The following is a 19,181-nucleotide window of genomic DNA, read 5'->3' as shown; positions in this document are numbered from 1 at the left end:
CACCTGTGAGCAGTGCCGACGATCAGACCATGACGACCAGCACCGAGCTGCGCGCCGACATCCGCCGACTGGGCGACCTGCTGGGCGAGACCCTCGTCCGGCAGGAGGGCCCCGAGCTGCTGGAACTGGTCGAGAAGGTCCGCCGCCTGACCCGCGAGGACGGCGAGGCCGCCGCCGAGCTGCTCCGCGGCACGGAACTGGAGACCGCCGCCAAGCTGGTCCGCGCCTTCTCCACGTACTTCCACCTGGCGAACGTCACCGAGCAGGTGCACCGCGGCCGCGAGCTGCGCGCCCGGCGCGCCGCCGAGGGCGGCCTCCTCGCCCGCACCGCGGACCGCCTCAAGGACGCCGACCCCGAACACCTGCGCGACACCGTTCGGAACCTCAACGTCCGACCGGTCTTCACCGCGCACCCCACCGAGGCCGCCCGCCGCTCCGTACTGAACAAGCTGCGCCGCATCGCGGCCCTGCTGGAGACCCCCGTCATCGAGTCCGACCGGCGCCGCCACGACACCCGGCTCGCCGAGAACATCGACCTCGTGTGGCAGACCGACGAACTGCGCGTCGTCCGCCCCGAGCCCGCCGACGAGGCCCGCAACGCCATCTACTACCTCGACGAACTGCACGCCGGCGCCGTCGGCGACGTCCTCGAGGACCTCACCGCCGAACTGGAGCGCGTCGGCGTCGTCCTGCCCGACGACACCCGCCCCCTCACCTTCGGCACCTGGATCGGCGGCGACCGCGACGGCAACCCCAACGTCACCCCCCAGGTCACCTGGGACGTCCTGATCCTCCAGCACGAACACGGCATCAACGACGCCCTGGAGACCATCGACGAGCTCCGCGGCTTCCTGTCCAACTCCATCAGATACACGGGCGCCACCGAGGAACTGCTCACCTCCCTGCGCACCGACCTGGAGCGGCTGCCCGAGATCAGCCCCCGCTACAAGCGGCTCAACGCCGAGGAGCCCTACCGGCTCAAGGCCACCTGCATCCGCCAGAAGCTGGAGAACACCAAGACCCGGCTCGCCAAGGGCACCCCCCACGAGGAAGGCCGCGACTACCTCGGCACCGGCGAACTGCTCGCCGACCTCACCCTCATCCAGACCTCCCTGCGCGAACACCGCGGCGCCCTCTTCGCCGACGGCCGGATGAACCGCACCATCCGCACCCTCGCCGCCTTCGGCCTCCAGCTCGCCACCATGGACGTCCGCGAACACGCCGACGCCCACCACCACGCCCTCGGCCAGCTCTTCGACCGGCTCGGCGAGGAGTCCTGGCGCTACGCCGACATGCCCCGCGACTACCGCGGCAAGCTCCTCGCCAAGGAACTGCGCTCCCGCCGCCCCCTCGCCCCCAGCCCCGCCCCCGTCGACGCCGCCGGCGAGAAGACCCTCGGCGTCTTCCAGACCGTCAAGCGGGCCCTGGAGGTCTTCGGACCCGAGGTCATCGAGTCCTACATCATCTCCATGTGCCAGGGCGCCGACGACGTCTTCGCCGCCGCCGTCCTCGCCCGCGAGGCCGGACTCCTCGACCTGCACGCCGGCTGGGCCAAGATCGGCATCGTCCCGCTCCTGGAGACAACCGACGAGCTCAAGGCCGCGGACACCATCCTCGAGGACATGCTCTCCGACCCCTCCTACCGCCGCCTCGTGGCGCTGCGCGGAGACGTCCAGGAGGTCATGCTCGGCTACTCCGACTCCTCCAAGTTCGGCGGCATCACCACCTCCCAGTGGGAGATCCACCGCGCCCAGCGCCGCCTGCGCGACGTCGCCCACCGCTACGGCGTACGCCTGCGCCTCTTCCACGGCCGCGGCGGCACCGTCGGCCGCGGCGGCGGCCCCTCGCACGACGCGATCCTCGCCCAGCCCTGGGGCACCCTCGAAGGCGAGATCAAGGTCACCGAACAGGGCGAGGTCATCTCCGACAAGTACCTCGTGCCGTCACTGGCCCGCGAGAACCTCGAACTGACCGTCGCCGCCACCCTCCAGGCGTCCGCCCTGCACACCGCCCCCCGCCAGTCCGACGAGGCCCTCGCCCGCTGGGACGCCGCCATGGACGTCGTCTCCGACGCCGCCCACGCCGCCTACCGCGAGCTCGTCGAGGACCCCGACCTGCCGACGTACTTCCTCGCCTCGACCCCCGTGGACCAGCTCGCCGACCTGCACCTCGGCTCGCGGCCCTCGCGGCGCCCCGGCTCGGGCGTCTCCCTCGACGGCCTGCGCGCCATCCCGTGGGTGTTCGGCTGGACCCAGTCCCGGCAGATCGTCCCCGGCTGGTTCGGCGTCGGCTCCGGCCTCAAGGCCCTGCGCGAGACCGGCCTCGACAGCGTCCTCGACGAGATGCACGAACAGTGGCACTTCTTCCGCAACTTCCTCTCCAACGTCGAGATGACGCTGGCCAAGACGGACCTGCGGATCGCCGGCCACTACGTCGACACCCTCGTCCCCGACGAGCTCAAGCACGTCTTCGACACCATCAAGGCCGAACACGAACTCACCGTCCGCGAGGTGCTGCGCATCACCGGCGGCGAACAGCTGCTCGACACCCACCCGGTGCTCCAGCAGACCTTCGCCATCCGCGACGCCTACCTCGACCCGATCTCCTACCTCCAGGTCGCCCTCCTCAAGCGCCAGCGCGACGAGGCGGCAGCGGGCGCCGAACCCGACCCGCTGCTCTCCCGGGCACTGCTCCTCACCGTCAACGGCGTCGCGGCAGGCCTGCGCAACACCGGCTGACCGCACCCCCGCACGGACGTGGCCCCCGCCCTCGCACCCACGAGGACGGGGGCCACCCCCATGTCACGGCGCCGCAGGCTCAGCCGCGGTTCGCCCGACGACGGAACACCAGGTAGCCGCCCGCCGCGACCAGCGCCGCGGCCGCCGCCGACAGCGCGCCCACCGGCGCACCGCTGCCCGTCTCCGCGAGGTCACCGCCACCCTGCGCGGACGGCGACGAGGACGGCGAAGCACCCTCCGCCGGAGCCGACGACGTCTGCGACGCGGGCGCCGACGGAGACGCGCTCGTCGACCCCGACGGCGACGCCGAAGCGGAGGCGGACGGCGACGTGGACGCGGACGGAGTGCCGCCGCCACCCGCCTCGTCCTCGCAGTCCGACCAGAACACCTTGTGCTTCGCGGCGCCCTTCTCCCCCTCGAAGGTCCAGAACAGCTTGTAGTGCCCGTCGGGCAGCTTCACGTCGTCACTGCGGCCGTGACCCTCGGCGTCCAGGGTCAGCTCACCGGACTTCACCGTCTCGCCCTTGACATCGGCGGTCGGCGCCCAGGCCTCGATGTGCCAGTCCACCTCCTGCACCCCGTCGAAACCGAAGGCGTCCAGGTAGAACGCGCACACGTGCGGCTCGTTCCTGCGGAGCTCCTCACCGGTGACGGCGTCATGGATCTTGACGGTGCCGTTGTCACCGGGAGCGGTGTGCGGCGTGGCGTGGGCGGCGGGCGCGCTCAGCAGCGCGGCGGAGAAACCGGCGACGACAGCGCCGGCACGGATGAGGGTACGCATGGGCAGTCCATCTTCGGGAGGAGCGACAGAAGATGTGGAGGGGGCGGCTCAGCATCCAGCCGCCACGGCCGCCCGTCAAGAGACGCAACGTCCCCCGTGCCCCATGCGCCCCCGATCGCCCACGAAGGCACGGATAACGATCGGGGAACACGGAGAACATCCGCCCCCGGCAGAAGACTTCAGAGCACCAGGAACGTCGCCGTCAGGAACGTGACCCCCGCGCCCGCCATCAGCCACGCCGCCCGGGTCAGCCGCAGACCCCCCGCCACCACCACCGACGCCAGCAACAGCGCACCCGCCAACGGCACCCACGCGTACAACAGCCCCGCGGGACCCGTACGCACCACTTGACCGCTGCCCGGCTTCACCGCGACCGAGTACGTCCGCCCCTTCTCCACCGCCACCGGCTGCTCGATCACCACCCGCGACCGCGCCCGCGAGCCCACCGACTCCGGCCGGTACGGCCCCCAACAGGCGTCGTCCGCACAGGACGTCACCCGCATCGTCCCCTGCTCACGCCCCTTGGTCAGCATCACGTGCTGCGCCGTACCCCAGGAACCCCACACCCCCGCGACCAGGATCAGCGCCGCGACCGCGCCCATCACCGCGAGCCGCCCGAACCGCAGCGCCGCGTACGCGCATCGACTGGAAGAGGCCTTGGAACGCATGGCGGCGATCCTTGGCCATGGCACTGCACCCGGTCAACCGCCCCGGGCGACAAGTCGCCCCTTGTCCCCCTACATCGACCGGCCCGCCCACCCGCTCACGAGTTGTACGTGCTCTGCGCCCGCTCCAGCCCCTCGATCACCAGAGCCTCCGCCGCGTCCGCCGCACGGTCCACGAAGTACCCCAGCTCCTTGCGCTCCGCCGACGAGAAGTCCTTCAGCACGAAATCCGCCACCTGCATCCGCCCCGGCGGACGCCCGATCCCGAACCGCACCCGGTGATAGTCAGGACCCATCACCTTCGTCATCGACTTCAGCCCGTTGTGCCCGTTGTCGCCGCCCCCCAGCTTCAACCGCAGCACACCGAAATCGATGTCCAACTCGTCATGCACCGCCACCACATGACCCACCGGCACCTTGTAGAAGTCCCGCAGCGCGTTCACCGGACCACCGGACAGGTTCATGTACGACATCGGCTTCGCCAGGATCACCCGGCGGTTCGCCGGCCCCGGCGGACCGATCCGCCCCTCGATCACCTGCGCCTGCGCCTTGCCCGCCCGCTTGAACTTCCCGCCCACCCGCTCCGCCAGCAGATCGGCCACCATGAAGCCCACGTTGTGCCGGTTCATCGCGTACTCGGGCCCCGGATTGCCGAGCCCCACGATCAGCCAGGGCGCATTGGCGTCGGTCGTCACGTCCGTGTCTCCCATGTGTCCTAGATACACACCAGCCGCCGCCCCGGAACGGAGCGGCGGCTGACATTCGAGCAGATCGAGGGGATCAGGCCTCGGCGGCCTCGTCGCCACCCTCGGACTCGGCGGAAGCCTCCTCCGCCTGCGCGGCCAGCACCTGGAGGACGACCGCGTCCTCGTCGATGGCGAGCTTCGTGCCCGACGGCAGCGGGATGTCCTTCGCGAGGATGGCGGCACCGGCCTCCAGGCCCTCGATGGACACGGTGACCGACTCGGGGATGTGCGTCGCCTCGGCCTCGACCGTCAGCGTGCTCAGCACGTGCTCGAGCAGGTACGCGCCCGGGGCCAGCTCGCCCTCGGTGTGCACGTAGACCTCGACCGTGACCTTCTCGCCACTGCGGACGAGCAGCAGGTCGACGTGCTCCAGGAAGCCCTTGATCGCGTCACGCTGCACGGCCTTCGGGATCGCCAGCTGCGACTTGCCGTCGAGCTCCAGCGAGAGCAGGACGTTCGGGGTACGCAGGGCGAGCAGCAGCTCGTGACCCGGCAGCGTCACGTGGACCGGCTCGGCACCGTGGCCGTAGACGACACCGGGAACCTTGCTGTCACGACGGATACGGCGCGCGGCACCCTTGCCGAACTCCGTGCGCGACTCAGCGGCGATCTTGACCTCGGACATGTCACTCCTCGTAGAACGTGGGGAAAGTGGTCACCCGGCCACGAACGGCCTGCTACGAAGAGCGCGTCGATAACGGACAGCCGTACGCACAAAGCGGTACGGCCTCCCTCGCCGAGCAACTGTGACAGCTTACTCGGCGGGAAGGCCGTACCAGAAATCGATCTTCAGCAAGCCCGCGGACGGCTCACTGCTCCTCGAACAGGCTCGTCACCGAACCGTCCTCGAACACCTCACGCACCGCGTTCGCGATCGTCGGCGCGATCGACAGCACCGTGATCTTGTCCAGCTCCAGCTCACCCGGCGTCGGCAGCGTGTCCGTGAACACGAACTCGCTCACCTTCGAGTTCTTCAGCCGGTCCGCCGCCGGACCCGACAGCACACCGTGCGTCGCCGTCACGATGACGTCCTCCGCACCGTGCGCGAACAACGCGTCCGCCGCCGCACAGATCGTGCCGCCCGTGTCGATCATGTCGTCGACCAGGACACACACCCGGCCCTTCACGTCACCCACCACCTCGTGCACGGTGACCTGATTGGCGACGTCCTTGTCACGGCGCTTGTGCACGATCGCCAGCGGCGCGTCCAGCCGGTCGCACCAGCGGTCCGCGACCCGCACCCGGCCCGCGTCCGGGGAGACGACCGTCAGCTTGCTGCGGTCGACCTTCGCACCCACGTAGTCCGCCAGGATCGGCAGCGCGAACAGATGGTCCACCGGACCGTCGAAGAAGCCCTGGATCTGGTCCGTGTGCAGGTCCACCGTCAGAATCCGGTGCGCACCCGCCGTCTTCATCAGATCCGCGATCAGGCGCGCCGAGATCGGTTCACGCCCACGGTGCTTCTTGTCCTGCCGCGCGTAACCGTAGAACGGCACGATCACCGTGATGCTCCGCGCGGAGGCCCGCTTCAGAGCGTCGATCATGATCAACTGCTCCATGATCCACTTGTTGATCGGAGCCGTGTGGCTCTGCATCAGGAAGCAGTCGGCACCACGAGCCGACTCCTGATAACGGATGTAGATCTCACCGTTCGCGAAGTCGAAGGCCTTCGTCGGGACGACCCCGACACCCAGCTTGTGGGCGACCTCCTCGGCAAGCTCGGGGTGGGCGCGGCCGGAGAAGAACATCATCTTCTTCTCGCCGGTCGTCTTGATCCCGGTCACAGCACTGTCTCCTCAGAGGTGTCTCAGCTGGGCGTTGAGAAGTGATCTCAGCTGGGGGGTGCGGGTAGAGCACTTATCACGGTACGCCGTGTCCGACGTGCCGGTTTCCGGTCAGCCCTCGCCGTCCGGCTCCCGGGAAGCCACCTCCGCCGCCTTCGCGGCCGCGCTCCCCGGACGCTTACGAGCCACCCAACCCTCGATATTCCGCTGCTGGCCACGGGCCACGGCCAGCGAACCGGGCGGCACATCCTTCGTGATCACCGAGCCCGCCGCGGTGTACGCGCCGTCCCCGATCGTGACAGGAGCCACAAACATGTTGTCCGAACCCGTCCGGCAGTGCGAGCCCACCGTCGTGTGATGCTTCGCCTGCCCGTCGTAGTTCACGAACACGCTGGCCGCACCGATGTTGGAGTACTCACCGATCGTCGCATCACCCACATACGACAGATGCGGAACCTTCGTCCCCTCACCGATCGTCGCGTTCTTCGTCTCCACGTACGTACCCACCTTGGACTTCAGCCCCAGACGCGTACCCGGACGCAGATACGCGAACGGACCCACACTCGCCTGCGGACCCACCTCCGCGCCGTCCGCCACCGTGTTGTCCACCCGGGCCCCGGCGCCCACCACCGTGTCCTTCAGCCGCGTGTTCGGACCCACCTCGGCACCCTCACCCAGATGCGTCGCCCCCAGCAGCAGCGTCCCCGGCAGCACCACCGCGTCCCGCTCGAACGTCACCGACACGTCCACCCACGTCGACGCCGGATCCACCACCGTCACACCCGCCAGCATCGCCCGCTCCAGCAGACGGTCGTTCAGCGTCCGACGCGCCTGCGCCAGCTGCACCCGGTTGTTGATGCCGGCGATCTCCCGGTGGTCCGCAGCCACCGACGCCCCCACCCGGTGACCCGCCTCCCGCAGGATCCCGAGCACATCCGTCAGGTACTCCTCGCCCTGGCTGTTGTCCGTACGCACCTTCCCCAGCGCGTCCGCCAGCAACTGCCCGTCGAACGCGAACACCCCGGAATTGATCTCCCGGACCGCGCGCTGCGACTCCGTCGCGTCCTTGTGCTCCACGATCGCCGTCACCGCGCCGCTCGCGCCGTCCCGCACGATGCGGCCGTAGCCCGTCGCGTCCGGGACCTCGGCCGTCAGCACCGTCACCGCGTTGCCGTCCTCGGCGTGCGTCGCCGCCAGCCGCTCCAGGGTCGCGCCCGTCAGCAGCGGCGTGTCCCCGCAGACCACCACGACGGTCCCGTCGACCGGGCCGCCCAGCTCCTCCAGCGCCATCCGGACCGCGTGCCCGGTCCCGTTCTGCTCGGCCTGCACCGCCGTCCGCACGCCCGGATCGGTCTCGGAGAGGTGCGCGGTGACCTGCTCGCGGGCGTGACCCACCACGACGACCAGGTTCTCGGGGTCCAACTCACGCGCTGCGGCGAGCACATGGCCCACCAGCGAACGGCCACAGAGTTCGTGCAGGACCTTCGGTGTGGCCGACTTCATACGGGTGCCCTCACCCGCTGCAAGGACGACGACGGCTGCCGGGCGGTTGGCGCTCACGGGGATGCCCTTCGGCTACGGATGGCGGGGTGGACATCCGCAGGATACCGGGGCGTTTCGGGGACGACATGGGAGCGGGCCCTGACGGAGCTGTCAGGACCCGAACCGAGTACAGCTCCCCCGCCAGGACTCGAACCCGGACAGATGGCACCAAAAGCCACAGTGCTGCCAATTACACCACGGGGGAACAAGCGCGACTAAACCGGACATTTGGTCAGGTCGCCGAGTTGGCACCCAACACTATGCCGTACCAGGCACCTTCGATGCGACGGTACAACTCGGCGCCCTGGCTGACGTAGACGACCAGGCATCCGCGGTAGGTGTCACCGACGTTCCTGCGCACCGTCCTCGGGTTGTGCCTCTTGAGGGTGGTCCTGTTGAAGGTGTGGGCGCCGGGGCCGACGTGGTCCGCCCAGAAGCGCTCGGCGGCGGCCACGTCGGCGGACTCGTGGATCATCACGCGGAAGCGCAGGCGGGCGCGGTCGACCCGGAGAAGGTCCAGCCAGGCGAGGAAGACGGAGATCATCCCGGGGTCGCTGTTGACGAAGAGAACCTGCTCGCGGCGGCTGTAGGGCTTGTCCTTGGCGCCCTCGGCCCAGTAGAGGCCCACCCCCACGAGGAACAGCTCGCGGTCGGAGAGCCGCCCGACCGCGGCGGCCGCCCCCCGCTTGGTCGTCTCGCGTTCCAGGTCCTGGGAGGCGCGCAGGCGTGCCAGCCCCGCGTTCATCCGCGCCCGCTGCTCCTCCGGGGTGCAGCGGGCCCCGGGGCGGGGGAGGTCGCGCACCCACAGCGAGACGGAGCTCTTGGAGCAGCCCAGCTCCGCCCGGATCTCGTCGTACGTCCAGCCGCGGCGGCGCAGCTCGCGGGCCCTGTCCCGCAGGTCGTCCTTCGCGTTCGGCCGCTTCGTCCACTCCGGGGGCGGCTCGCCCTCGACGAGGCGCTGGAGGACCTTCTTGTCGCGGACGCCGAGCGCCTCCTTGATCTGGCGCAGGCTGAGCCCCTCCCGGCGCAGCGTCACCGCTCGTTCCCGTAGTGCTTCGAAGTCGGTGTATTTGCCGTGTGCGTATGCCATGGGCACAGGCTTCGGGCGGAATGTGAGGGTCCGGGGGCGAACAATGTGCGATTCAGCAGTTCGAGGGATACCGGCAGGTTTCGCTTCTGTTCGATTGCGGCGTGTGGTGGGGGTCGGTCGCGGAAACTCACCGGAAAACGGGCGGGGTGCGCCCGTAGGCTGGAGGCATGACCACGACGGGGGAAGACCACACCGCGGCCGGGAGAGGGCCGTGGTGGTGGGCGAAGTGGCGCAGTGCGGTGCTGGACGTGGGTCTGGCGCTGGCGTCGGCGATCGAGTGCGCGGCGGAGGGTGTGCCCTTCGCGCGGGACGCGGGGCTGCCGGTCGCGGTGGGTGTCGTGTTCGGTCTTGTGGCCGGTTCGGCGCTGGTGCTGCGGCGGAGGTGGCCGATCGCGGTGGTGCTGGTCGCGATCGCGATCACGCCGGCGCAGATGGGTTTCCTGATGGGGGTCGTGGGGCTGTACACGCTCGCGGCGTCGGAGCTGCCGAGGCGGATCATCGGGGCGCTGGCGGGGATGTCGTTGGTGGGGACGTTGATCGTGACGTTCGTGCGGGCGAGCCAGGACGTGGTGCGGGGTGATCTGACGACGGGGGACTGGTTCGTGCCGTTCCTGTCGATCACGACGTCGCTGGGGCTGACGGCGCCTCCGCTGTTGCTGGGCCTGTATGTGGGGGCGCGGCGCCGGCTGATGGAGAGTCTGCGGGAGCGGGCGGATTCGCTGGAGCGGGAGCTGCAGTTGCTGGCGGAGCGCGCGGAGGAGCGTGCGGAGTGGGCGCGGGGCGAGGAGCGGACGCGGATCGCGCGTGAGATGCATGACGTGGTGGCGCACCGGGTGTCGTTGATGGTGGTGCACGCGGCGGCGTTGCAGGCGGTGGCGCGCAAGGATCCGGAGAAGGCGGTGCGCAATGCCGCGCTGGTGGGGGACATGGGCCGGCAGGCGTTGACGGAGTTGCGGGAGATGTTGGGGGTGCTGCGGTCGGGGGAGTCGGATTCCCGGGTGGGGCAGCGTCCGGTGGTGCCGTTGGTGGCGGTGGGGGTTGCGGCGGCGGAGGCGGCGTCGCGGGCGGTGGACGAGGCGGCGGACGGGCCGTGTCTGGCGGAGCTGGACGAGTTGGTGGGTCAGTCGGCGGCGGCGGGGATGGTCGTGGATCTGTCGGTGGAGGGGGAGGTGCGGTCGTATGCGCCGGAGGTGGAGCAGACGGCGTACCGGGTGGTGCAGGAGGCGTTGACGAACGTGCACAAGCACGCGGCGGGGGCGAAGACGTATGTGCGTCTGGCGCATCGTTCGTCGGAGATCGCGATGCAGGTGGAGAACGAGCCGCCGCCGGAGCCGGGTTCGGCGGCGGCGGCGCGGTTGCCGAGTGGCGGGAACGGTCTGGTGGGGATGAAGGAGCGGGTGACGGCGCTGGGGGGTGTGTTCGTGTCGGGGCCGACGGACGCGGGGGGTTACCGGGTGTCGGCGGTGTTGCCGGCGGCCTGAAGGTGTCCTGGGGGCGCCCGGGGTCGGGCGCCCGGGGCCGGTTCAGGCGGCGGTGAGGCGTACCGGTTCGAGGCCGGTGAGGAGTGTGGTGAGGGCCTGGTCGATGTCGTGACCCAGGTACCAGTCGCCGGTGTGGTCGAGGGTGTAGACGCGGCCTTCGCTGTCGATGGCGAGGGCGGCGCCGGTGTCGGTCTCCTCGCCGAGGGGGCAGACCTCGGTGTCGAGGGCGCGGCCGAGGTCGCCGAGGGTGCGGGCCATGTGGAGGCCGTGCAGGGGGTCGAGGTGGAGGGCGGCGGGGGCGACGCGTCGTCCGGGTCCCTGCGGGGTGATGTGCAGGGCGCCGAATTCGGCCCAGGCTTCGACGGCGGCGGGGAAGACGGTGTGCCGGTGTCCGGCGGGTGAGGCGTGTCCGCGCAGGGTGTCGGCCCAGTATTCGGCCTGCTTTATGTCCCAGCGTCCCGGCTGCCAGCCCGCGTCCCGCAGCGCGGCGTCGACGGGTACGGAGAAGCGTGTGGTGGAGGTGCGGTCGGCGTGCATCTGCCCTTCGTTCGTCGAGTGTCGTGGACCGGCGTGGTCGCCGTGGTGCGGGGGGTGGGGGTCAGTCGTCCTGCGCGGTCGGGTCGATGATGCGGACGCCGAAGTGGTCGCTGAGCGCGGTGCAGGAGCGGCACGGGGCGGCGAAGCTGCCGTGCAGGGGGTCGCCGTCCTCGCGGATGCGGCGGGCGGTGAGTTTGGCGTGCTTGAGGGCTTTTCGGGCCTCGCCGTTGGTCATGGGCCGGCGTGCGGCGCGTTTGCTGCGGGCGGCGTCGGCGGTCGCGATGTGCCGGGAGATGAGGATGGCCTCGGCGCAGCGTCCGGTGAAGCGGTCGCGCTGGCCGCTGGTGAGGGTGTCGAGGAAGTCCTGGACGAGGTGGTGCAGGGCGGGTGGCTGGTCGCCGCGGGCGGCGGTGCCGGTGAGGGTGGCGCCGCGTACGGAGAGGGCGGCGGCGACGGTGGGGAGTATGCCGTCGCGGCGGTGGAGGAGTGTGGGGGTGTGGGGTGTGTCGGTGCTGCTCCAGCCGACTCGTGGGTCGCCGGACGTGCCCGTCTGCGTCGCGTTCATGGTTGCCGTCCCCTCCCGTCCCGCGGTGGCGGCCGCTGTTGTGACCGCCGCCCGGTGCGGACACAGACTGCCAAACGCCGTGGCTGGTGGGGAAGCTGGGGCGGTGCGACACGCCCGGGCTTCGGCGCACGGTCACTGCGTTGTGACGGCTGGTCACGGATCCGGAGGCCCGGTGACCGGTGTCGTCGTACCGCATAGGCTGTCGACATCCGGGATCCATACAGCCGTACGTAGAACGCCGCAGGGGGCAATCGTCATGACGACAGGTCGGCTCGGGCTGGGGGCACCTCCCGGCCGCCAGGCCGGGGGCCAAGCCGCGCCGCCGAACGCGGCGTACGCCGGGCAGGTCGTGCATTTCCCGGATCCGGTCCGGGCCGCGCGTCACCCCAAGGGGGTACGGGTGGACGAGCACGGCTATCCGGATTTCTCGCCGTACGCGCGTGCCGCCGCGGAGATCGCGGAGCCTCCGGAGGGTTTCGGGGTGGACGAGTTGCGGTTGACGGACTACGTGTCGGCGAACGCCGCGCTGGCCGCGACGGGGCACGACCTGTGGGACACGATTCCGTCGGTGGCGACGCCGCACGGCTGGACGTGGCATCACGTGCCGGGGACGCGGCGGCTTGAGCTGGTTCCGGTCGAGGTGAAGGCGTTGTTGCGGCATCACGGTGGGCTGGCGACGGCGGCGGTGGACCAGGAGAAGCGGGGGACGCGTCCGCTTCAGGAGACGCGGCCGGCGCATTTCGGGTTGCCGAAGGCGTCGGTGGCGGTGACGGAGCAGCAGGTGCTGGGCGTCGAGGAGGATCTGGGGTACCGGCTGCCGGGTGCCTATCGGTCGTTCCTGAAGGCGGCGGGCGGGTGTGCGCCGGTGGGTGCCGCGCTGGACGCGGAGTTGGGGCTGCTGGTGGACCAGCCGTTGTTCACGGTGCGGGACGAGGCGGCGGTCAATGACCTGGTGTACATCAACAAGTGTCTGCGTGACCATCTGACCAAGGACTATCTGTGCGTCGGTTTCGTGCAGGGCGGTCTGCTGGCGGTGAAGGTGAAGGGCGACCGGATCGGGTCGGTCTGGTTCTGCGCGTACGACGACGCGCGGGATCAGGACGCGTGGCCGCCGGCCGAGCGGGTGGAGCGGCTGCTGCTGCCGTGCGGTGACGACTTCGACGAGTTCCTGTCGCGGCTCGCGGGCAATCCGCCGGAGCTGGAGACGGTGGCGAACCTGATGGTGGACGGTGGCTTCGCGTACGCCGTGCCCGTGTCTTCGGTGGGGGAGTGAGCGTCCGATGGTGACCTTCGCGCAGGCGCAGGAGCGCGCTGAGGAGTGGATCAACGGGGACGTGGCCGCGTACCAGCACCGGGAGGTGCGGGTGCGGGAGTTCGATCTCGGGTTCGTGGTGTGGGCGGAGGACCGTGTGGACGGTCCGCGTTCGGACGGTGGTGCGCAGCGGCTGGTCATCGCGCGGGACAGCGGTGAGGCGACGTTGTGGCCGGGTCTGCCGGTGGGTGAGGTCATCCGCCGGTACGAGGAGGAGTACGGGGTCGCGGACGCGGCGGAGCAGCCGGTCGCGGCGCCGGCGCAGCGGGTCGATCTGAATCAGACGTCGTTCTTGTTGAGCCCTCCGGAGTGGCTCCAGGAGGCGGCGGACAGGATGGGGATTCCGGACCGTCGAGCGGGTGCGTCGGACGGGGCGGGGTCGCGTCCGGTGGTCGCGGACGCGTCGTCGGGGGGTCCGTCGGGGAACGGGCCTGCCAGTGACGCGGGGTCCGCGGGTGCGGGTGTTCCGGGTGTTCCGGGGGGTGCGACGCCGTGGCCGGCGGCGGCGGAGGCCGACGACGCCGAGGACGCGCCGCCGCGGGACCGGGTGCCGGGTGCGCCCGCGGGGGCGACGCCGTGGGCGGGGACGGACACCAACGGCGATGCGGGCGAGGACCGTTCGGTGCCGTTGCCGGTGACGGTGTTCGCGCCGCCGCTGAGTGATTTCGACGACGCGGCGACGCCGCCGCCGGGTGTGACGCCGGACGCCAAGACGGCTCTTATGTCGGGCGGCAGCATGCTTCCGCGGACGACGGTGGCGCCGGCGCTGGACGATCCCGCGGGTTCTGGGCCGCAGGGTCGGGGTGCGCGGCCCGCGGCGGGTCCGCAGGACACGCCGCCGCCGGGTGCGCCGTCGTACGGCTATCCGCAGGGGCCCGGCCCGGTTCCGGGCGCCCCGCAGGGCCCGGGTGTTCCGGGCACGCCGCCTCAAGGGGCGGCCTCCGGTGGTCCGGGTACGCCGGCTCCGGGGACGGCTGTTCCCGGTACGCCGCCGCACGGGGCGCCCGTCCCGGGGGTTCCCGGGATGCCGCACGCGCCGCAGCCGCCGGCGGGTCCGGCGCCCGCCGGGCGTCCGCTGCCGCCGAACGCGGGTGACATCGCGGACGCGGCGACCAGTAAGGCGCAGCCTCCGGCGCGGGCGGGCCGGGGCGGTGGCGCGGCCACGCCTCCGCCGCCGGGTGCGCCGGGTGTGCCGGGTGCGCGGCCGACGCCTCCGCCGGCTCCCGGTGCTCCGGGCGCTCCGGCGGGCGGTTACGTGCCGACGCAGCTCGTCTCGCAGCTGGGCCCGGACGGGCCGGGCGCCCCGGGTGCTCCGGGTGCGCCGAACCAGCCGGGCGGTACGCCCGCGGGCGGTCCCGATCACGCGGCGACGATGCTGGCGGGCCCCGCGGTCGGCGGCCCGGGCGCTCCGCAGCCTCCGGGCGCACCGTCCGGTCCCGGCGCCCCGCAGCCTCCGGGGGCGCCGAACCAGCCGGGCGGTACGCCTGCGGGCGACGCCCATCACGCGGCGACGATGCTGGCCGGCCCCGCGGTCGGCGGCCCGCACCAGCCCGGTGCCCCGCAGCCGCCCGGCGTTCCGGGTGCTCCGGCGGCGCCCGGTGCTCCGGGCGCGGTCCATCACGCGCAGACCGTGCTGGCGGGTCCGGCGGTCGGCGGCCCGGGTGCGCCTCCGCCGCCGCAGGCCCCCGGCATGCCTCCGGGCGCTCCGCAGCCGATGCCGGGTCAGCCCGTGCCGGGTCAGCCGGTGCCCGGTCAGCAGCCCCCGGCGTACGGGTATCCGCAGGGCGGACTGCCGACGGTGGGCCCCGGCTACCAGGCGGTGCTGCGCTACCGGGCCCAGGACGGGTCCGAGCAGCAGCTGATCCGGCGGTCCGCGCCGGGCACCCCGCACCCGGAGTGGCAGATCCTGCACGAGCTGCGCGCGATGAACGTGCCGCCGCAGCAGGTGCTGGAGCTGCACACGGAGCTGGAGTCCTGCGAGCTGCCGGGCGCGTACTGCGCGCGGATGATCCGGGAGACCTGGCCGCAGGCGCGGATCACCAGCATCGCCCCGTACGGCACGGACCACGCGAGCCGACAGCAGGGGATGCATCAACTGCTCGCGCACCAGGGCGAGTTGCATCAGGTGGCGGACGGTCCGGCGCGGCCGGCGCCGGTGCGGGCGCCGATCCCGCCGGTGCATCCGGCGCCGCCGCTCCCGCCGGAGGGCATCGCGCACGAGCTGGCGGCGGCGTTCGGGCCGGGTGTCTTCCGCTTCGACCAGGCGGCGGTCTCCCGGCAGGGCGTGCCGCCGATCGTGGCGCACACCCTGGTGGTGGCCGGGCTGCCGGTCGACATGGGGCCGTTCTTCTGGGCGCAGGCGCAGCCGGGCCGTCCGGTGCCGACGCTCGCCGAGCTGGCGCAGGAGCGGGGTGTGCAGCCGTCTCCGGACGCGGGTTCGTATCTGGTGATGGGCAGTGACTTCGGCCGGGCGGTCTGTGTCCAGTACGGGACGGCGAACATCGTGGCCGTGCCGGTGGAGGCGGGTCCCGGTGGCGGGTCGGTGCCGCCGCAGTTCGTGAACACGGGGCTGCCGGAGTTCGCGCGCTGTCTGGCGCTGCTGGGCCGGATGTGGCGGCTGCGGTTCGGTCTCAACCAGGAGCAGGCGGGCCGCTGGACGGTGGACTTCCAGGCGCAGCTGGCCGCTCTGGACCCGGCGGCGCTGGGGTCGCCGGAGAGCTGGTGGTCGGTGCTGCTGGAGCAGATGTGGGACGGGCTGCTGTGAGCCGCTGAGCGCGGGGTTCCGTACCCGAGGGGCGGATTCGGTCGTATGACCGGGTTCGCCCCTTTTGTTGTGCGCCGTGACCGGATGGACTGGGTGGAGTGTCGCGTTATGAACACTTCCGTGCGATCCATCAAGATATGCGCGAAATCATTCCGTATTTCGTGTGTGTACGGCGGAGAGGGGTTACAGGATGAGCAGCGCTCCGGTGTCGCCGCACGGCTTCGTGGCCGTACGGCGTGGTTACCGTCCCGAGCAGGTCGACGCGTTCACCGAGGCGCTCTCGCGGGACCGCGACGCCGCCTGGGAGCGGGCCGCCCGGCTGACCGTGCTGGCCAATGACATGGAAGAGGACGCCGAGGACCTGCGCGAGGTGGTCGCGGGCCTCGCCCCGCAGACGTACGAGAGTCTCGGCGAGAGCGCCCGGCGGCTGTTCGCGCTGGCCGTGGAGGAGGCCGACGCGGTGCGCGAGGACGCCCGCCGGCGGGCGCGGCTGGCCCTGGAGGAGGCGCGGGAGGCGGGCCGGCGGCTGCGCGAGGACGCCGAGGCGTACGCGGAGGCTTTGCGTGCCGAGACCGACGAGCGGGTGGGCGAGCGGCTGACGGCGGCCCGTGCCGAGGCGGACGGCGTGCGGATCGCGGCGCGGCGGGCGGTCAAGGAGGGCCGCGGTGAGGTGCTGGCGGTGCTGCGTGAGGTGCGGCGGCGCACCGAGGCGCTGCTCGCCGACCAGGAGAAGGAGCAGGCGGCGCGCTGGGAGGAGGCCGAGCGGGCGGCCGCGGAGCGGGCGGCGGAACTCGACGCGCACCACGAGGAGCTGACGGCCCGGGCCGAGGCCGCACTGGCGGCGGCCGGGCGGGAATTGGCGCAGGCCGAGGCGTCGGTGCGGCTCACCGAGGAGGCGGCCGGGAAGCGGGCGTCGGAGGTGCTCGCGGACGCCCGGCTGCGGGCGGACGGCGTCGCGCGGGAGACCGAGCGGGTGCTGCGGGAGCACGGCGAGCGCTGGGACGAGGTGCGCGCCCACATGGACCACGTACGCGGCAAGCTGATGGCGCTGACGGGGCGGGCGCCGGTCGAGTGATCCCCCGGCCGGCGCCCGTGGTGCCGCGGTCCGCCCGCTTCAGTCGGTGCGGCGGACGGCTCCCGCCAGGATCCAGCCCTCCACCGCCTCGTACTGCCGGCGCTGCTGTTCCGCCTTGCGGCGTCCGGAGACCACCGTCCCCAGCCAGCCGTAGGCGAAGCCCAGCGGGATGGAGAGGATGCCGGTCGTGGTGAACGGGAACCAGTTGAAGTCGGCCTCGGGGAAGGCGGAGGCGGGCGAGCCGGAGACCAGGTTGGTGCCGGTCATCAGCACGAGGACGGTGAGCGTGCCGCCGATGAGGGTGCACATCAGGCCCGCGCGGGTGTAGCGGCGCCAGAAGAGGCTGTAGACCAGCGCGGGCGCTATGGCGGACGCACCCAGGCAGAACGACAGGGTGACCAGCGGCTGCAGGCTGTGGTGCTGGACGAGGGTGGCGAGCAGGATCGCCGGTGCGCCGACCGCGAGCGCGGAGAGCCGGGCGACGGTCATCTCGCGGCGCGGGCTCATCTCCTGCACGCGCGCCGCGAACACGTCGTGCGCGAGGGAGTTGGCGCAGGCCAGGATCATCCCGGCGACGGAGGCGAGCACCGTCAGGAACAGCGCGGTGGTGACCGTCGTGAACAGCAGGGTCTCCGCAGTCGAGACGCTCGCCCCGAACGCGGCCCGGGCGCCCAGCAGATAGGCCGTGTTGCCCTGCGGGTCGGCGCCCGCGATCACCTCGCGTCCGATCAGCGCCGTCGCGCCGAACCCGACGACCGAGATGACGAGCACGAACAGGGCCACCGACGGCACCGCCCAGGACAGTGAACGGCGCACCTGGCGGGCGCTGTTGGCGGTGTACATGCGCATGGTGATGTGGGGCAGGCAGGCACCGCCGAGGACGACGGTCAGCTCCGCGCTGATCATGTCCAGGCGGGGGCTGGGTCCGCCCGCGAACTGCAGTCCCGACCGCAGGAAGGCCGGTCCCGCGCCGCTGCCCTGGGCGGCGGCGTCCAGCAGGGCGCCCGGACTCCAGTCGAAGCGGCCCATGATGAGGACGGCGACCACGATTCCGGAGCCCAGCAGCATCACGATCTTCATGATCTGGATGAGGGCGGTGCCCTTCATGCCGCCGATCGCCGCGTAGCTGATCATCAGCACCCCGAGCCCGATCACGCAGCCGGTCTTCAGGGAGTCGCTGGAGAACCCGAGGAGGAACGCCAGCAGGTCTCCGGTGCCCGCCAGTTGGACCAGCATCAGCGGGAGCAGCGCGGCGATGGTCGCGACGCACGCGGTGATGCGGACCGCGCGTCCGGGCATGCGCCGCGCGAAGGCGTCGCCCATGGTGAACCGGCCCGCGTTGCGCAGCGGTTCGGCCAGCAGGAACATCAGCAGCATCAGGGACAGGGCGGTGCTCAGGGCGAGGACGACACCGTCGTACCCGGCGAGCGCGATGACGCCGCCGGTGCCGAGGACGGTCGCCGCGGAGATGTAGTCCCCGGCGATGGCGAGGCCGTTGCGCATGGGGGAGAGCGACCCGTAGCCGGTGTAGAACTCGTCGATGTCGTCGCGGTCGGGGCCCGTCATCACGCACAGCAGCAGCGTGATGGTGGCGACGGCGGTGAAGGCCACCAGGGACATGGCCTGCGCGGAACTGCTGAACCCGGTCACCGCGACTCCTCCCGTCTGACGTCCAGCGCGGACTGTCTGCGGATCCGGTCGGCGATCGGGTCGACGCGCCGCCGGGCCGTGTACTCGTACACCCCGATCGCCAGGCAGGTGACCGGGACTTGCAGCACTCCCAGCAGCAGACCGACGGACAGGCCGCCGGAGACGCTCCGTGTCATCAGGGAGGGGACGAACGCGGAGAGCAGGAGGAACAGCACGAAGTAGCCGAGCGCGGTGAGGGTGGCCACGCGGCGCTGCCAGCGGTAGGCGCTCCGCAGCAGGCGGATGTCGCTGTGCTGCCCCAGCGCGTGGTGGCGCGGCCGGCGTGCCCGCGCGGGCGGGGCGGGCGGCGGCTCCCAGGGGTAGGTGGCGTACGAGGGTGAGGAGTTGTACGGGAACTGCTGGTTCGGTTGGTACTCGGGGGACGAGAACGCGTCTGGCATCCCGTTTCTCC

At 71.7% G+C, this 19,181-nt stretch carries 16 protein-coding genes and 1 tRNA gene; 5 read left to right on the top strand and 12 right to left on the bottom strand.

The window, feature by feature from the left end:
- Positions 1-5 precede the first annotated feature (5 nt).
- Complete coding sequence (gene ppc, locus ACFYQQ_RS21950) at positions 6-2,738, top strand: phosphoenolpyruvate carboxylase (RefSeq protein ID WP_356163999.1); 2,733 nt, start codon at positions 6-8, stop codon at positions 2,736-2,738.
- A gap of 79 nt (positions 2,739-2,817) precedes the next feature.
- Here ppc and ACFYQQ_RS21945 read toward each other — a convergent pair whose 3' ends face one another.
- The 8 genes from ACFYQQ_RS21945 to ACFYQQ_RS21910 form a co-directional block, all read right to left on the bottom strand.
- Positions 2,818-3,519, bottom strand: coding sequence for an LPXTG cell wall anchor domain-containing protein (locus tag ACFYQQ_RS21945; RefSeq protein ID WP_356239526.1), 702 nt, complete (start codon positions 3,517-3,519; stop codon positions 2,818-2,820).
- 179 nt (positions 3,520-3,698) lie between these two features.
- Positions 3,699-4,187 carry a hypothetical protein gene (locus ACFYQQ_RS21940; protein ID WP_355779518.1) on the bottom strand — a complete coding sequence of 163 codons (489 nt, stop codon included), beginning with the start codon at positions 4,185-4,187 and terminating at the stop codon, positions 3,699-3,701.
- Positions 4,188-4,282: 95 nt separating this feature from the next.
- On the bottom strand, positions 4,283-4,894 hold the full coding sequence (gene pth / locus ACFYQQ_RS21935) for an aminoacyl-tRNA hydrolase (protein WP_355779515.1): 612 nt from the start codon (positions 4,892-4,894) through the stop codon (positions 4,283-4,285).
- A 70-nt stretch (positions 4,895-4,964) separates the two neighbouring features.
- On the bottom strand, positions 4,965-5,555 hold the full coding sequence (locus ACFYQQ_RS21930; protein ID WP_355779512.1) for a 50S ribosomal protein L25/general stress protein Ctc: 591 nt from the start codon (positions 5,553-5,555) through the stop codon (positions 4,965-4,967).
- 184 nt (positions 5,556-5,739) lie between these two features.
- Positions 5,740-6,714: a ribose-phosphate diphosphokinase gene (locus tag ACFYQQ_RS21925; RefSeq protein WP_121402468.1), complete on the bottom strand. Its 975-nt coding sequence runs from the start codon at positions 6,712-6,714 to the stop codon at positions 5,740-5,742.
- A 111-nt stretch (positions 6,715-6,825) separates the two neighbouring features.
- A complete protein-coding gene (gene glmU, locus ACFYQQ_RS21920; RefSeq protein WP_355779508.1) occupies positions 6,826-8,274 on the bottom strand; it encodes a bifunctional UDP-N-acetylglucosamine diphosphorylase/glucosamine-1-phosphate N-acetyltransferase GlmU in 1,449 nt (482 codons plus the stop codon).
- Positions 8,275-8,389: 115 nt separating this feature from the next.
- A tRNA-Gln gene (locus ACFYQQ_RS21915) sits at positions 8,390-8,461 on the bottom strand.
- 27 nt (positions 8,462-8,488) lie between these two features.
- Entirely contained in the window at positions 8,489-9,346 is an 858-nt protein-coding gene (locus ACFYQQ_RS21910; protein ID WP_355779505.1) for a hypothetical protein, read from the bottom strand.
- A gap of 167 nt (positions 9,347-9,513) precedes the next feature.
- Between ACFYQQ_RS21910 and ACFYQQ_RS21905 the strand changes: the two genes are divergently transcribed.
- Complete coding sequence (locus tag ACFYQQ_RS21905) at positions 9,514-10,827, top strand: histidine kinase (protein WP_355779502.1); 1,314 nt, start codon at positions 9,514-9,516, stop codon at positions 10,825-10,827.
- 42 nt (positions 10,828-10,869) lie between these two features.
- On the opposite strand, the gene ACFYQQ_RS21900 is transcribed toward ACFYQQ_RS21905, so the two are convergent.
- Positions 10,870-11,364: an SUKH-3 domain-containing protein gene (locus ACFYQQ_RS21900; protein ID WP_355779499.1), complete on the bottom strand. Its 495-nt coding sequence runs from the start codon at positions 11,362-11,364 to the stop codon at positions 10,870-10,872.
- Positions 11,365-11,425: 61 nt separating this feature from the next.
- Positions 11,426-11,929 carry a YwqJ-related putative deaminase gene (locus tag ACFYQQ_RS21895; protein ID WP_355779496.1) on the bottom strand — a complete coding sequence of 168 codons (504 nt, stop codon included), beginning with the start codon at positions 11,927-11,929 and terminating at the stop codon, positions 11,426-11,428.
- Positions 11,930-12,185: 256 nt separating this feature from the next.
- Here ACFYQQ_RS21895 and ACFYQQ_RS21890 point away from each other — a divergent pair, with 256 nt between their 5' ends.
- From ACFYQQ_RS21890 to ACFYQQ_RS21880, 3 genes are all read left to right on the top strand, one after another.
- A complete protein-coding gene (locus ACFYQQ_RS21890) occupies positions 12,186-13,202 on the top strand; it encodes an SMI1/KNR4 family protein (protein WP_355779539.1) in 1,017 nt (338 codons plus the stop codon).
- Between the two features lie 7 nt (positions 13,203-13,209).
- Positions 13,210-16,005 carry an SUKH-4 family immunity protein gene (locus tag ACFYQQ_RS21885; protein ID WP_388904995.1) on the top strand — a complete coding sequence of 932 codons (2,796 nt, stop codon included), beginning with the start codon at positions 13,210-13,212 and terminating at the stop codon, positions 16,003-16,005.
- A gap of 190 nt (positions 16,006-16,195) precedes the next feature.
- Positions 16,196-17,080, top strand: coding sequence for a DivIVA domain-containing protein (locus tag ACFYQQ_RS21880; protein WP_356164015.1), 885 nt, complete (start codon positions 16,196-16,198; stop codon positions 17,078-17,080).
- Between the two features lie 39 nt (positions 17,081-17,119).
- On the opposite strand, the gene ACFYQQ_RS21875 is transcribed toward ACFYQQ_RS21880, so the two are convergent.
- Positions 17,120-18,700 (bottom strand): cation acetate symporter, encoded by a 1,581-nt coding sequence (locus ACFYQQ_RS21875; RefSeq protein WP_355793278.1) that lies wholly within the window; start codon positions 18,698-18,700, stop codon positions 17,120-17,122.
- Between the two features lie 26 nt (positions 18,701-18,726).
- Positions 18,727-19,170: a DUF485 domain-containing protein gene (locus ACFYQQ_RS21870; RefSeq protein WP_355793274.1), complete on the bottom strand. Its 444-nt coding sequence runs from the start codon at positions 19,168-19,170 to the stop codon at positions 18,727-18,729.
- Between the last annotated feature and the right edge of the window lie 11 nt (positions 19,171-19,181).

It is taken from the genome of Streptomyces sp. NPDC005496 (assembly GCF_042872045.1).
Lineage (GTDB): Bacteria > Actinomycetota > Actinomycetes > Streptomycetales > Streptomycetaceae > Streptomyces.
The sequence above is the reverse complement of the archived record's forward strand: the minus strand, read 5'-3'. Positions and strand labels throughout refer to the sequence as shown.

Coding starts and splice junctions, on each gene's coding strand:
- ACFYQQ_RS21945 (WP_356239526.1), bottom strand. CDS start 3,519: ATGCGTACCCTCATCCGTGCCGGCGCTGTCGTCGCCGGTTTCTCCGCC.
- ACFYQQ_RS21940 (WP_355779518.1), bottom strand. CDS start 4,187: ATGCGTTCCAAGGCCTCTTCCAGTCGATGCGCGTACGCGGCGCTGCGG.
- pth (WP_355779515.1), bottom strand. CDS start 4,894: ATGGGAGACACGGACGTGACGACCGACGCCAATGCGCCCTGGCTGATC.
- ACFYQQ_RS21930 (WP_355779512.1), bottom strand. CDS start 5,555: ATGTCCGAGGTCAAGATCGCCGCTGAGTCGCGCACGGAGTTCGGCAAG.
- ACFYQQ_RS21910 (WP_355779505.1), bottom strand. CDS start 9,346: ATGGCATACGCACACGGCAAATACACCGACTTCGAAGCACTACGGGAA.
- ACFYQQ_RS21905 (WP_355779502.1), top strand. CDS start 9,514: ATGACCACGACGGGGGAAGACCACACCGCGGCCGGGAGAGGGCCGTGG.
- ACFYQQ_RS21900 (WP_355779499.1), bottom strand. CDS start 11,364: ATGCACGCCGACCGCACCTCCACCACACGCTTCTCCGTACCCGTCGAC.
- ACFYQQ_RS21895 (WP_355779496.1), bottom strand. CDS start 11,929: ATGAACGCGACGCAGACGGGCACGTCCGGCGACCCACGAGTCGGCTGG.
- ACFYQQ_RS21890 (WP_355779539.1), top strand. CDS start 12,186: ATGACGACAGGTCGGCTCGGGCTGGGGGCACCTCCCGGCCGCCAGGCC.
- ACFYQQ_RS21885 (WP_388904995.1), top strand. CDS start 13,210: ATGGTGACCTTCGCGCAGGCGCAGGAGCGCGCTGAGGAGTGGATCAAC.
- ACFYQQ_RS21880 (WP_356164015.1), top strand. CDS start 16,196: ATGAGCAGCGCTCCGGTGTCGCCGCACGGCTTCGTGGCCGTACGGCGT.
- ACFYQQ_RS21875 (WP_355793278.1), bottom strand. CDS start 18,700: ATGTCCCTGGTGGCCTTCACCGCCGTCGCCACCATCACGCTGCTGCTG.
- ACFYQQ_RS21870 (WP_355793274.1), bottom strand. CDS start 19,170: ATGCCAGACGCGTTCTCGTCCCCCGAGTACCAACCGAACCAGCAGTTC.